At 63.4% G+C, this 14,131-nt stretch carries 10 protein-coding genes; 5 read left to right on the forward strand and 5 right to left on the reverse strand.

The features are described from left to right. Positions 1-326 precede the first annotated feature (326 nt). Together M1P90_RS23290 and M1P90_RS23295 are read left to right on the forward strand one after the other, a co-directional pair. A complete protein-coding gene (locus M1P90_RS23290; protein ID WP_483697851.1) occupies positions 327-1,244 on the forward strand; it encodes an aldo/keto reductase in 918 nt (305 codons plus the stop codon). 307 nt (positions 1,245-1,551) lie between these two features. After that, positions 1,552-2,016: a FadR/GntR family transcriptional regulator gene (locus M1P90_RS23295; protein WP_483697852.1), complete on the forward strand. Its 465-nt coding sequence runs from the start codon at positions 1,552-1,554 to the stop codon at positions 2,014-2,016. Positions 2,017-2,068: 52 nt separating this feature from the next. Here the strand turns inward: M1P90_RS23295 and M1P90_RS23300 are convergent, their stop codons facing one another. The 3 genes from M1P90_RS23300 to M1P90_RS23310 all read right to left on the reverse strand — a co-directional run bounded on the left by M1P90_RS23300 (position 2,069) and on the right by M1P90_RS23310 (position 8,340). Next, positions 2,069-3,649, reverse strand: coding sequence for an MHYT domain-containing protein (locus M1P90_RS23300; protein ID WP_483697853.1), 1,581 nt, complete (start codon positions 3,647-3,649; stop codon positions 2,069-2,071). Positions 3,650-3,836: 187 nt separating this feature from the next. Then, positions 3,837-4,475, reverse strand: coding sequence for an ABC transporter ATP-binding protein (locus M1P90_RS23305; protein ID WP_483697855.1), 639 nt, complete (start codon positions 4,473-4,475; stop codon positions 3,837-3,839). A gap of 250 nt (positions 4,476-4,725) precedes the next feature. Continuing rightward, positions 4,726-8,340 (reverse strand): beta-propeller fold lactonase family protein, encoded by a 3,615-nt coding sequence (locus M1P90_RS23310; protein WP_483697856.1) that lies wholly within the window; start codon positions 8,338-8,340, stop codon positions 4,726-4,728. 668 nt (positions 8,341-9,008) lie between these two features. Between M1P90_RS23310 and M1P90_RS23315 the strand changes: the two genes are divergently transcribed. From M1P90_RS23315 to M1P90_RS23325, 3 genes are read left to right on the forward strand one after another with little or no spacing between them, the layout of a single operon-like run. Then, positions 9,009-10,013, forward strand: a complete 1,005-nt coding sequence (locus M1P90_RS23315; protein ID WP_483697858.1) for a sugar phosphate isomerase/epimerase family protein — start codon at positions 9,009-9,011, stop codon at positions 10,011-10,013. Further along, positions 10,010-10,783, forward strand: a complete 774-nt coding sequence (locus M1P90_RS23320) for an SDR family NAD(P)-dependent oxidoreductase (RefSeq protein WP_483697860.1) — start codon at positions 10,010-10,012, stop codon at positions 10,781-10,783. Before M1P90_RS23315 ends, M1P90_RS23320 begins: the two co-directional genes overlap by 4 nt. A gap of 11 nt (positions 10,784-10,794) precedes the next feature. After that, a complete protein-coding gene (locus tag M1P90_RS23325; RefSeq protein ID WP_483697861.1) occupies positions 10,795-11,820 on the forward strand; it encodes a zinc-dependent alcohol dehydrogenase in 1,026 nt (341 codons plus the stop codon). Between the two features lie 118 nt (positions 11,821-11,938). Here M1P90_RS23325 and M1P90_RS23330 read toward each other — a convergent pair whose 3' ends face one another. Together M1P90_RS23330 and M1P90_RS23335 are read right to left on the reverse strand one after the other, a co-directional pair. Then, positions 11,939-12,517 carry a hypothetical protein gene (locus M1P90_RS23330; protein ID WP_483697862.1) on the reverse strand — a complete coding sequence of 193 codons (579 nt, stop codon included), beginning with the start codon at positions 12,515-12,517 and terminating at the stop codon, positions 11,939-11,941. 13 nt (positions 12,518-12,530) lie between these two features. Next, a complete protein-coding gene (locus tag M1P90_RS23335; protein ID WP_483697863.1) occupies positions 12,531-14,006 on the reverse strand; it encodes a hypothetical protein in 1,476 nt (491 codons plus the stop codon). Positions 14,007-14,131 lie beyond the last annotated feature (125 nt).

Consider the following 14,131-nt stretch of genomic DNA (forward strand, 5'->3'; position numbering starts at 1 on the left):
CCGTGAGCCAGGCTATTTCGAGCTGAATAGCACCCAAAATCGAAAGAATGAGCTCATTCGTGTGAACAGCGCAAGAAGCGAAAGTAGTGTCGGCTTTTTGAGTGTGCAACAAAGCTAGCATGCGGGTTTGCCGCTTGCCAGTGGTTTGTGCAACGAAGCAGAATTGGGAGCGCTCTCAAAAGTATAGTTAGTATATGGTCAAAAAATCGCCTTGTCAAGATTGTGTTTTTTTGCGCAGTCGGCTGGCTGGCGGAACTGTTCTTGCCGAAGCAGGCTGTGCCTGTGGTAGCATGCCACGGGGCAAGCGAGATGTGGAGGTTCTTGGCATGGAAACACGCGCAATTGGCAGCCTGCACGTGCCAGTGGTTGGCCTGGGCTGCAACAACTTTGGCCGGCGCCTGAACGCCGAGCAGACCGCTGGGGTGGTGGACGCGGCGCTGGCCGCCGGGGTGACGTTTTTCGACACGGCCGATATTTACGGGCAGGGCCAGAGCGAAGAATACCTGGGCCGCGCGCTCGGCCAGCGCCGCCGCGACGTGCTGATCGCAACGAAATTTGGCAATCGCATGGATGGTGCTGGGCAGGGCGCGCACCCCGACTATATTCACAAAGCCGTGGACGCCAGCCTGCGCCGCCTCGGCACCGACTATATCGACCTCTACCAGCTGCACACGCCCGACACATCCGTGCCAATTGCGGAAACACTGGGCGCGCTCGACGAGCTGGTGCGCGCTGGCAAAGTGCGCGAGATCGGCAGCTCGAACTTTTCGGCCAAGCAGATCGACGCGGCTGAGCAGGCCCGCCCGGCGGAAGCAGCGCGCTTTGTGAGCGTGCAGAACGAGTACAGCCTGCTCAAGCGCGCGCCCGAGGATGGCGTGCTGGCGGCCTGCGAGCGGCTGGGGCTGGCGTTCCTGCCCTACTTTCCGCTGGCGAGTGGCTTGCTCACGGGCAAGTATCGGCGCGGCCAGCCAGCGCCCGAAGGCACGCGACTGGGCGGCCCCGACGCCAAGCCGCTCGACGACGCGCAGCTTGCCACCGTGGAAAAGCTCATCCAGTTTGCCGAGTCGCGCGAGCACACTATTCTGGAGCTTGCCTTTGCGTGGCTGCTCAGCCGCCCGGCCGTCGCGTCGGTAATTGCGGGCGCAACCAAGCCCGAGCAGGTGCGCGCCAATGCGGCTGCGGCCGACTGGCAGCTGAGTGCGGCCGATTTGAGCGAGATCGATGCGGTGCTTGGCAACAGGTAGCGCGATCAGTAAATTCAGTTGAGCCACAGAGCGCACTGAGCGCACTGAGTTTGATTCTCTTGCTCGGTAACCTCGGTGTTCTCTGTGGCCCGATCGTTTTACTCCTCAGCTATAGCATTTCATAGGAAAAAAAACGCGGGCCGAAGCAAAACTTCGGCCCGCGTTTTTGTGCCTGCGAGTGGCGCAGGTTTTAAGCCAGAACTCATTTCCACGCGCCGCTTTTGTGCTATTATTCCAGCACACCAATTGGGAGCGGTTGCAACACAGCGGGGCAAGGCGCCGGTATTCTTCTGGAAAGGATACAACCATGGACGTGAACCGCGTGCAGCTCGGCCAGCCGGCGATTCCAGCGCATATGCGGCTGATGGAGGCGCGTGTCACGCTGGAAGTGCAAAACGCCATGCTCGCTGCCCAGCGCCGCACCGACGCAGAGCTTGAGCACCTGCTGCGCGTGGTGCGCTGTATGCGCCGCAAGCTCACCAACCTCAATGCCTATATCGACCTCGACCTCGAATTGCACCTACGGATTGCCCGCGCCACCCATAACCTCATGCTGGTGGAGCTGCTCGACACCATTCGCCCCGACATGCGCGCCGTGATGTACGATGGCCTGTCGCGCTGCTGGACGATCCAGCAACGCGAGCATATCCAGGGCGTGCACGAGGCGCTAATTCAGCAGATCGGGAACCGCGACGCCGATGCGGCTGGCAAGCTTATGCGCCTGCATTTTTCCGAGGCGATTGTGCGCCTGGGCGGCGCGCTGGCCCCATAAAAAACCAGCGGCGCGCACCTGCGCACCGCCGGCATTGGAACACAGCAAAGAACTACAGATCGAGCGCCTTGCTGGCTGGCTGACGCGCGCGGCTCGCAATCGCATAGGCTACCCCGGCCTCCAGGTTGCTGCGGATCGCAATCTGCGACAGATCGACCCCCAGCTGCACCAGTGTCTGCGCCACCTCCGGCGTAATTCCCACCAGCACTGTCTCCGCACCAAGCAAGCTCACTGCCCGCACTGTCTGGATCAGATTGCCCGCCACCAGGGTATCGATCAGCGAGACGCCGGTTATGTCAATAATAACGGTTCTGGCGCGCTGCTGCTCGACATGCTGAAGCAACGTACTCATCATTTGCTGGCTGCGCTCGCCGGTAATATTGCCAATCAGCGGCATCAGCAGCACGCGATCATGCACGGGCAGCACCGGCATCGAGAGCTGCTGGATGGTTTCGAGCAGCTGGTGCTGCTGCTCGACCATGGCCTGAAGCTCCCCTTTGTTGCGCTGAAGCGCATCCAGGGCGCGCGCGCGCTCGGTGATGTCGGTGCCGATTGCGAACACGCCCACAATCTGTCCTTCGATCACCAGCGGAACGTTGCGCATATGCAGCAGGGTTTTCTGATTGGGCGCTGGCGTTAGCGCCAGCTCATATTCCTGCAGTTCGCCATCAATGGCGCGGCGCAGGTGCTGCGAAAAGCACGCCGTATCGTCGGGCGTGAGCAGCGGAACCAGCCCTTCGCGGCGCAGCGCCGCGACATCGCGCCGCAGAATGCGGCCAGCGGCCAGGTTGGCATCCAGCAGGTTTCCGCTGAGGTCGTATTCCAGCACCGCGTCGGAATGATAGTGCAGCAGCGACTGGTAGCGCGCCGCGCTATCGGCCAGCGCCTGCCCCTGCACGGTGAAGCGCCGGTCGAACAAGGCCGATAGGAGCGTGAAGCCAAGGATCACCAGCGTGCCGCAGACGATTGCGAGCGCCAGCGGCAGCGTGCTCATGCTGCCCGACGCAGGGGTGGCACCGGGGTTGGGCATGAAATGCGCGGCAGCCATGCCGGTGTAGTGCATGCCAACAATCGCAACGCCCATCACGAAGGCGCTGGCAAATTTCAGGCGCTGCCCGCGAATATTGAGCGCCGTGTCGCCGCGAAACTGAAATGCCAGCCAGAGCGCCGCGCATGCCGCGCCGATGGCAATCGCAATCGAGAGGATCACCAGCCCGGCGTTGTAGCTGAGCATGGCGTTCATTTCCATGGCCGCCATGCCAATATAGTGCATTGCGGCAATGCCGCCACCAACCAGCGGGCCACCAATCGCAAGGTGCGCCAGGCGGGGATGTGGCTGGCTCATAGTAAGCAGCGCGCCAGCCGAGGCCAGGATCACCACCAGCAGCGAAAGCGCTACCAGCCCAACATCGTATTCGATCGGCATGCCATCGAGGTGAAAGGCCAGCATGCCAATAAAGTGCATCGCCCAGATGCCCAGGCCCATGGAAAACGCGCCACCGGCAAGCCACAGCCGGCGCGCCAGGCCACGCGCCCATGTCACGCGCCCAGCCAGATCCAGCGCGGTATACGAGGCAATTGTTGCAACAATATAGGAAAGAACTACCAGCCGAAGATCGTAATATCCCGCCATCGCTCCACGCTCCCAGAAACAACCGTTTGGCACATCGCCATGCTGAAGTATATGCCGCCGACGCGGGCGCAGTTATGCCAATCGCGTTACAATTCAGCGGCATTCGGCACTACGGCGCGTATGCGTAGCAGCGCAGTATTACGGTTCTTTGTGGCGGGAAGCGTGAGGTTTTGCGCCAGCGCAGGCGTCAAGCGTTGCCAGCCAAATGCAGCACATAATCGCCATAGCGCAGCTCGCGCGGGTCGTTGGTGGCAATGACGGTGATGCCCCGCAGGCGCTGGCGCTGCACGATCTGCTCAACCACGGCCGCGCCGCGCTCGTCGAGGGTGACGGTGGGCTCGTCGAGCAGGAGGACGGGCGGGCGGTGCAGCAGCGCGTAGGCGTAGCGCAGGCGCTGGGCCATGCCCGAAGAATAGGCCGCCAGCAGGTCGTTGCCGCGCCCGCCCAGGCCCACCTCTTCCAGCAGTTTTTCGAGCGCGGCCGGTGCCAGCCGCAGCCCGCGCACCTGCGCGAAGAACTGCAGATTTTCCAGCGCGGTCAACTCGCGGTAGAGCTGCAAATCGGGCGCAACCCAGCCCACCAGGCCGCGCGCTTGCTCGGGAGCGTAGCGCTGGCCGCCCTGGGTGTAGACGATCGTGCCCGCGCTGGGGCGCTGCAGGCCACACAGCAAGCGCAGCAGTGTGCTTTTGCCAATGCCGTTCTGCCCGGCCACCACCAGCGTTTCGCCCGCATGGAGCGTCAGCGAAACGCCGGCCAGCACGCGCCGCGCGCCATAGCCCGCGCCAATGTTTTCAAGCTCAAGGATGATGTCTTCGGGTGCTTGCATGGGGCGTATTGTAGCGCAGGTTGCGCATAGGGGCGAACAGCACCAAGAAGCAGAATACTTCAAGCCACAGAGAGCACAGAGGACACCGAGTTTTGTTTCTCTACTCAGTGCTCTCTGCGCTCTTTGTGGCTGGCTCTTTGCGCTGTGGAAAGCTTCCTTCACGCAAATTCAACCAAGCTTTAAGTCATCCACAGATTACGCCAGATACGGATGCCATCTGTGTAATCTGTGTCATCTGTGGATGGTTTTCCTACCGCTTGATCGCCACCGGCACGAACAGCTCGGGCACGCCGTCGATGGCGGCCTGACGCGCGGGCGGGCCACCAACGATTGGCTTGGGTGTGGTGGCTGCTGGTGCCGCCGCTGCGGCCGCCGGGCGCGCCCCATTCACCACCGTGCTGGCTGCAATGGTGAAGCGGCTGTTCACCACGGCGCGCACTTCCACCTGGAACAAGGTGTCGTTGGCGGAAGAAGTGAGCGTGACCTTTTCTTCTTGCGTGCCGCTGTTTGCGCTGGCATTCTGGAAGCTGCCATTGCTGAACACCAGCACGTCGATGTCGCCAACCGAGGGCTTGAAGGTGAGCGAGAGGCTCTGGCCGGCGTCGAGCGTGAAGCGGAAGATCGTCGTGTCGTTGCGGTCGATCTCGAAGCTGCGCCCGGTTGGGATGTAGCTGATCACGTCGAAGCCCGGCGTGCGCGAGATATTGCCGGCCTTGTCTTTCACCCACACGAATGCGTAGGCGGTGCCAACCTTCTCGGGCAGCCTGGCGCTGAGCGTGAAGCTGTTGCCGCTGCCGCCGTCGGGCGTGACGCTCTTGAAGTTGCAGTCTTCCTCGACCCAGCGGCGCTCGCGGGTGCTGTACGAGTAGCGCACCACGCAGGCCGCATCAACGCCGCTGCCGCCGGTGTCGGTGGCCTGGAAGCGCACCTTGACCTCGCGCGAGGTAGCGATCTGGTCGTTCGGGTTGAACGGATCGTCGTCGCTGATGCTCACGCTGCCCTCCACAATCACGGGTGCGGCGGTGTCGGGCGCGGGCTTGCTGATCTGCACGCGTCGCCGTGCCGTGTTGTCGCGATCGTTGTCTTCGAGCACAACATCGCCGCTATCGACCTGCACGACAATCGCCACACGCCCGGTGGTATTGGGCACGTTCCATGTCGTCGTTACGCGCGCCTGCCCGAAGTCCTGGTTGAAGTCGTCGGCTGTGATTGTTTCTTCGGCGTTCAGGCCCGGCCCGGTGAACTTCACCGTCAGGCTGCCGCCATTCAGCAGGTCGGCCAGATCGGCCTTGGTGCCAAACAGCGAAACGTTCGCGCCCACAGTAACGCTGGTGCCCTGCACCACGCGCGGCGGGTCGAAGAAAATGTCGTGCCGGTTGACGTACAGGTTGCTTGGGAAGGCCGTTTCGGCGTCGAGCGATTGCAGGAAGGCAACGATCTGGGCCTGCTGCACGCCGCTGATCGAGCTGCGGCCCGGCGCGCGGTGGTTGGTGTCGGCCAGCACGCAGTTCAGCGTTTCGCAGCCGCCGTTGTGGTAGTAGGGCGGCAGCGACCAGATGCCGAGCAGCGAGGGGATGTTGAAGCCATCGCCCTTGCCGTCGCCGTTATGATCCTTGCCCAGCGCGTCTTTGCCATCCTGGGCTTTTTCATTCCCGCCAATGCCGCCGCTGGCGAAGCCAAACGACTTGACGTTGCGCAGCTTCTCGAACAGGAACTGCGCGCCCACCGGGTTGACGCCCGCTGGCGCGGCCGGGTTGGTTTCGGTTGCGATCGTCGCGGCGTCGGGCGGGGGTGCGAAATCGCGGCTGCTGAGCGTCCACTTCGTGCCGCCGTGACAGGTTTGGCAGCCGGCGCGGAAGAACAGCCGCCGCCCGGCAGCGACATCCGAGCTGCTGATGCCGCCAGTCACCTCGGTGTCGTCGAGCGCGCCATTCGGCGTGCGCACGGCAAAGCGCACCCACTCCTTCATGGCGTCGAGCGCGGGCCAGGCGGTGTTGCTGCCCGGCAGCGTGACGGTTTGCTGCGGGCGGCCGGCATTGGGCTTGTTGAAGGCCACAATATCGGTCAGCGCAGTGCTGTCGGGGATGATCAGGCCGTGGTTGGCGTCGAGCGCGCCATCCTTCGGGCCAGGGCCGGAAACGTTGCGGATGTTCAGCTCGAAGTCCTGCACTTCGTCGAAGATCGCCGAGTAGTTCAGCGCGCGCTGGTCGTCGGGGTTGTGCGGGCTCCAGGTAGCATTCAGCGGCACCGATTTGCGCGGGCCGGCGTTGAAGCTCCACACCACGCTGTCGGTCAGGCCGTTGAAGTGGCAGCTTGCGCAGTTCTGCCAGCCCTCGCTCGAAAGCCGGTTGCGCGTGCCATTGTCGAACACGCCGCGCGACGAGAAGAAGATTTCCTTGCCGACGTGAAGCTGTTCTTCCTGCGTGCCGGCGGGCGGCTGCGCAGCGGTAGCCTTGACGGCAATCACTTCGTCGGTGGCGGTGTTGACGACCGAGATATTGCGCGAAACATAGTTCATCACGTAGGCGCGGCCAGCGCATGCGCCGCTATCGCAGATCGTGATGCCAAGCGGGTTCTTGCCCGCGTTCGCGCCGCTGGTTTGCGGGTCGGTCGAGTCGTTCAGGTCGACGTAGCGCGTGGTGGATGCGCCGCCCGTGAAGCTCACCGTGCCGTCGGCGGCGACATTCAGCTTCACCAGCAGGTCGCTGCCCGCCGAGGCGACATACGCCGCGCCCGCGCCAGCCTGATTGGTGAAGGCGATCGCCCACGGGTTGGCGAAGAACAGTTTTTCCTTGCCAGCCTCGGGTGTGCGCGCGCCCAGGTGCAGGTTCAGCGCGCCAGCATCGGCTTCGCCCGTGCCCACGCCGCTGATCTGGTTGAGAAATGCCTGCGTATCCACGTTAAATTTCAGCGGGCCGGTTGGCGATGCCGCGATGTTCGGCAGGTAGGCGCGGCTGCCACGAATCACAACACTTTGCAGCTGGTTCGGGTAGGCCGAGGTATCGGTGTCGCCCACGCCGTCGCCATTCGTGTCGATCTTGAAGCCGGTGATCTGCGGCGCCAGCGTGATCTTGCTGGGCGCGCTCAGCACCGCGCCGGCATTCGCGCCGCCGGTGTTCACATTGAAGCGGCACACGACGCCAACTTTGCCGTTGTCGGTGGCCTGCTTGGGCGCGTTGCCGCCTGTGAACGAGAAGAAGCGCGTCACAAACAGGCGCGTGTTGTCCTGCGTTACGGCCAGGCCGCGCGGCTGGAAGTGGTAGTTCGCGTCGCCGACGTTGTCGCCCGTCACGTCGTTGCAGGCGGTGGTGCGCAGGTTCACTGCACCAATCACCACATTGGTGTCGGTGCGCAGCACGCTGATGGTGTCTTGCGCGCTGTTCGCCACAAACACGCGGTTGCCGTCGGGCGAGATCACAATATTCCACGGCTCGGCGCCAGTGATGATCTCGCCGCCCGGGCCGACGGTGGTGTCGGGCGCGGCGCGAAAGCTGTTCACGCTTGCGTTCGTGATTTTAATGACGGTGATGCTGTTGCCGGCGGCGTTCGCCACATAGGCAAAGGTGTTGTTGGGGTTGAGCGCGATGCTCTGCGGCTCGTCGCCCACCGGGATGTCGCTGATAACCTTGGTATTGTCGCTGGTGCGAAACACCGAGACGGTGTCGCTGTCGGGGTTGACGGCCCACAGCAGCTCGTTGCTGGCAGAAAGTGCGATCGGGCTGGAGTTGGTGGGCTTGTTGAAAACCGCCAGGCCCGGCGCGAGCGTGCGCTCGGAAGCGCCGGCACCGCGCGTGATCGCAAAGGCAATCGCCACAACTAAGTAGGTGGCGAAGCCGCCAATAAACCAGCTTTTTCGTCCGCTCAAAAACCTCATCATGCCTCCTTAGCGCTGGATGTTGCGTGTAATGGCACTAGCGGATCGGGCTAGGATTGATCGGGCCTCCTTTGGTTATGGTGCGCGCACCTGAGCAATGCGCGCAGCTGCGGGGCAAGCACAGCGCCAGTGTAGGCGTGGCGTGTCGTACCGGTATCGTTGCGGGCGCGGGCGCGGCCAACTGGTACGACATTTTGCAAAGCCGCTGTGAAGATTCACCACCAAGACACCAGGACACCAATCCCGCGCGGGGCTGAAGCCGCCGCGCTACCGAGCGACGCCCGCTCAAGCGGGCTTGATGCTGGCTTCCTTCAGCCCGCACAGGCGGGCTTCGTAGTTTGTAGCCCGGTCGTTCACGGCCGGGCGTGGCGTGGGGCTGAAGCCGGAGCGAAGATTCACCACCAAGACACCAGGGCACCAATCCCGCGCGGGGCTGAAGCCGCCGCGCTACCGAGCGACGCCCGCTCAAGCGGGCTTGATGCTGGCTTCCTTCAGCCCGCACAGGCGGGCTTCGTAGTTTGTAGCCCGGTCGTTCACGGCCGGGCGTGGCGCGATTGCCACAATGGCGCATTGGTAGAATCCGGCATTTTGCGCTATCCTACGCGCGTCCGAAACCATCCTCCATTCTCACGTTCCACGCACTGAAGAAGGAGAAGGGAATGAGCCCTACCACCGCGACGTTTGGCCTCGCCGCCTACAGCTTCCCGTGCAGCTGCGGTTTTCTCCGCCGCGACGGGCAGCCGTCCGTGGCCGAGCCGCTGGGGGCGCGCGGGCTGATCGGCCTGGCGCAGCAGTACAACCTGCGCGGCGTCGAGATGCCGCTGGCCAGCACGCTCCCCGATACCGAGCCCGCCACGATCGACGCGCTTCGCGCAACGCTGGAAGAATCGAACCTGACCCTGCTGGTCGACACCGGGCTGGTCGATGTCGATGCGATCAGCGCGCTCCTGCCGCTGGCGCGCCGCGCTGGCGCAGGCATCGTTCGCACCACGCTCAGCAACATCCTCGAAGGTGCGCGCGCAACCATCCCCGGCGGCTGGGCCGCGCACCAGGCCGAGAATGTGCGGCGCGTGGCGGCGCTGCGCCCAGCGCTCGAACAGCACGACATGCGGCTGGCGCTGGAAAACCATCAGGACGTGACATCCGACGATTTGCTGGAACTGTGCGAAGCCGGCGGCCCGCGCGTCGGTGTGACCTTCGACGTCGTCAACCCGCTGGCGGTGGGCGAGGAGCCATTCATCTTTGCGCGCAAGCTCGGCGACCGCATTTTCAACGTGCACCTGAAGGACTACACGATTGTTCCGACCGAATCGGGCTACCTGCTGGTGCGCGCCGCGCTTGGCGAGGGCGTGATCGACTGGGCTGCTATGCGGGCGCTGCTGGCCGAGGTCGCCCCCGACGCGCCGCACCATATCGAGCTGGCGGCGCTGTTCGCCCGCCACATTCGCTTGTTCGAAGATGGCTGGTGGGAAGGCTACCCGCCGCGCGACGCGCGCGATTTGGTGCCCGCGCTGCGCATGATGGCGCGCAACGCCCGCCTGGCCAACGACCCCTGGCAATCGCCGTGGGAGCAGGGCTTGCCCGGCAACGAGGTAAGCATGTGGGAACTCGATCAGTTCGCGCGCAGCGTGCAGCACCTGCGCAGCCTTGAGGAGCAGGCATGAATTTCCCCTTGAATCAGTTCGACCTGAGCGGGCGCGTGGCACTGCTGACCGGCGGCGCGGGCGGGCTGGGCCTGGTGTTCGCGCGGGCGCTGGCTGGCGCGGGCGCAACCGTGGCGCTGCTGGGCCGCCGGCTCGACGCCGCGCAAACCGCAGCCGACGCGATCGCCGCCGAGTTTGGCGGGCGCGCGCTCGCCATCGCCGCCGACGTGACCGACGCCGAGCAGGTGCAGGCGGCGGTTGCCCAGGTGCAGCGCGAGGCTGGCAAGCTCGACATTCTGGTGAACAGCGCGGGCGTGAATTTCCGCAAGCCCACGCTGGAATTCCCGCTGGAAGAATGGCGCCGCCTGATCGACATCAACCTGACCGGCACGTTTCTGTGCTGCCAGGCCGCCGCCCCGCAGATGCTCGAGGCGGGCTGGGGCCGCATTATTAACGTTAGCTCGATGCTGGGGCAGGTGGGCCTGGGCGAGCGGCCGGCCTACACGGCGGCCAAGGGCGGCGTGATTCAGCTGACGCGCACGCTGGCGCTGGAGTGGGCCGCACAGGGCGTGACGGTGAACACGCTTGCGCCCGGCCCGTTCATGACCGAGCTGAACCGCCCGCTAATGAACAACCCGGCCGCGTATCAGGCCTTTGTCGACAAAATCCCGCTGGGCCGCTGGGGCAACCCCGACGAGCTGGGCGGCGCGATGGTGTTTCTGGCGTCCGAGGCGTCGAGCTTTATGACCGGCGCGGTGCTGACAATCGATGGCGGGTGGACCGCCCAGTAGCGAGGTGTGCTATGGCGAAGGGAACGCGCGCGGTGATGCCGCGCCCCTACGAGGTCGAAATCGAGGAGTACGATATTCCCGAGCCAGGGCCGGGCCAGGCGCTGATCGAGAACGAGGCCAGCGCGATTAGCGCCGGCACCGAGCTGGCGGTTTATACGGGCATTCACCAGTGGCTGAACGACCCGACGCGCACATGGCCGCGCTTCCCGTTTGTGCCGGGCTATAGCGGCGTTGGGCGCGTGCTGGCGGTGGGCGAGGGCGTGAACAAGGTTGCGGTTGGCGACCGCGTGATCTACGAGGCCCGCCACGAAACGCACGGCCTGGCGAATATGGCCGGCATCATCACGCCAATCGGGCCGGATGTGTCGGCCAAAGTCGCTGCGTTCGCAGTGCTGGCGCGCTTCCCGCTCACCGCGCTGGTGCAAAGCGGCCCGCTGATCGGCCAGACCGTCGCGGTGTTCGGGCAGGGCCTGATCGGCCAGATCGCGCTGCGCCTGTTTTCGGCGGCCGGTGCCTACCCGCTGATTGGCATCGACCCGGTGGCGCGCCGCCGCGAGCTAGCCGAGCGCACGCCCGGCGTCGTCGCTGTTGACCCGGTGGCGGCCGGCTCGAATGATGGCCTGCGCGTGGTGCTGCGCGAGCTGAATAACGGCCAGCTCCCCGACATTGTGGTGGACGCGACCGGCGTGCCGAATGCGGTGAACGCGGCCATGCACGTCGTGGCCGACGGCGGCAAGGTGGTGATGGTGGGCAGCCCACGCGGCGTGGCCGGCGATGTCGATTTCTACTGGAACCTGCATGGCCGCTCGATCCAGCTGATCGGCGCGCATGGCTCGGCAATCGGCAACGAGCCGCGCGAGAAGTTCCCGTTTGTGCGCGAGCGCGCCATGCGTCTGCTGGTGCACTTCCTCGAAAGCGGCAAGCTCCAGATCGACGACATCATCACGCACTTCATCAACGGCTCGGAGTCCAAGGCCATGTATGACGGCCTGCTGAACCAGCGCGACGACTTTATTGGCGTGGCGATCCACTGGTAGGCGCGAGACGCGGGACGGGAAGACAGGAGACAAGGAGACACGGGACGAGAAAAGCGTCTCGTGTCTCCTTGTTTTGTAGTTTGGCAGAAACGGGCGTATGCGATTCGCCCTTTGAGTTTCATTTTGATGGGCGAAGCCGCGCCTCCAGGCGTGCGATCTCGGCTTTGATCTCGTCGATTTCGATCATTATATGGGGCGGTGTATAGAACCCCTCAAGTGCGGCGCGCTGCTCAAGGTGTTGCAGGCGTTGCCGATGCGTTTGCAGCAACCGGCGGGCATGTTCTGCCTGATTGCGTGGCGAGCCAGCAGGCAAGGGCCTGGCTTCGTCGTTTGCGCCATACGATTTATTGATGTCGCCCATCGCCTGATCGCCCGTTTGTACGCTGCCAACCTGCGCGCTGCCAAAATCAAAGAATGTGTTTGCGCGCGCTTGCTTCGGCTGTGCAATATGCGTCACGAGCAGCGGGCGGTCGCGAGTGTCGCACAGCATAAAACCATCGGGCGGGATGGCTTCCACATACAGCAGCGGGCCAAGCCCGGCGATTGCCAGGTTGCGGCGCAATTGCTCGTTGGCAGAAGCAAGCGGCAGCGTGCCAGCAGCAGTTTGCTCAAGCAGCATTGCAATCTGCTCGACCAGTGGGTCGTTGCTATCGCGCCCAAGTTGCGCGCCAACCAGGTCCAGCCATTGCTGATTCACGGCTTCCTCCTGCTTAAATTGGCATCACCGAAATGCCAATCGGCGTGCTGCTGACGGTATATGTTGTTCGCGCAAAGGTGCCGTTTGCCTGTAGTCGCAATGCCTCCACCGCAACTGGGCCAGCCGGCAATTGACTCTGTGCAGCCTCAAACGCTGTAGCATTTGGTGTCGGCAAGCCGCCCAGCACGAGTACAATATCTCCCACCTGCAATCCCGCCTGCTGCCCTGTGCTGCCCGCCGGCACATCGTAGATATACATCGCGCTTTCGACGCCGAGCGCGCCGGCCTGCGGCGTAAACGCCTGCGCCACCGAGGAATACTGCGCGGCGGTGGGGTCGCTGGCCGCGAACATCGCGCCATACTGCTTAAACGCCGCCACCGACTGCTCGATTGCGCCGAGTTTGCGAAGCGCAATTGCCTTGCCCACCACTTTGTCCCAGGTATCGTCGGGCTTGATCTGGAGCGATTCATCAAGCGCCTGCTGATTACCCCCACGCTGCGCGCCACGTTCCTTCACCAGAGCATCCATGGTATTACTTTCCGCATCAATAGCCGCCAGCAGGCTTTCTTGTGGCATATAGTCGCGTGGCATGAGGTGTTTCATCTGCCCAAAGCGAATGGAGATCTCGTCGTGCGGCATACCCATGCTATCGAGCGCAAGCATGCCCGACAGGTAGGCGAGCTGCGCGCTGCTGGCAAATATGCGCCGCTGGAGATCGATCTCTTTCAGGCGCTCGGCGCGGTCGTTCGCATTGTTAAGATTGGCCAGCCCACTCATACGTTCAAGCAGCGATTGGGTGGTGTCGTGCGCCGCTTTCACATTGCTGTAGAAATCTTGAACCGCTGATGGGTCTGCCTTGCTGTCGATCAGCACCTGCAGCAGCGCCGAGTCTGGCGCGACCGCGAGCGAGCGACTGTTGAATGCCTGCTGCAAACCGCTCACGCGCTGGCGCACATTATTTTCCCACATGCTGGAAACAGCGTTGTTATCGAGCGGATCAGCCAACGCCACCTGAGCGAAATCAACCTGCGCGTCGAGGTTCGACATATTGGTGGCGATATCCGCCGCGAGCGCCAGCCTGGTCTGGTTCAGTCGCTTGCCTTGCCCATTCACATACATAAATAACAGGGTCGCCACCAACACCAGCAACACCGCAATCCCACCCAGGCTGAGCATCAGCCGCCGATTGGTCCGCTTGCTTTCAGGGAACTGGATGGTCAGCTTGAGCACGCCGCCGCCCGCCACATCGCCAATTTCCACCTTGCCAATCTGGCTGCCATCGCCAAAATGGATCATCGTCTGGCCGGCCTCGACACGCCGACCGGCCAGGTATTCCAGCAGGGGGCGCAGCTCGGCATTGGCATTTGCGGGGGCTTGCCCGGTGCGTGACGATTCTTCGAGCAATCGCGCGAGCGTGGGAATGTGTGGGTACAATTCCTGCGGTAATTGCCCATACAACGCTGCCGCAATGTCTTTCTGGCTCATCATTGGCGTGTCTTTCGTGAATGCGCGAATGCTGGAACAGGTGCTTATATATGAAACGCATCAGTCGGCAAAAATCGTACACCAAAATTCGATTTCTCGCCGCATCGGTCTGGCATCCTCCCCGACAA

The organism is Kouleothrix sp. 19917 (genome assembly GCF_057073505.1).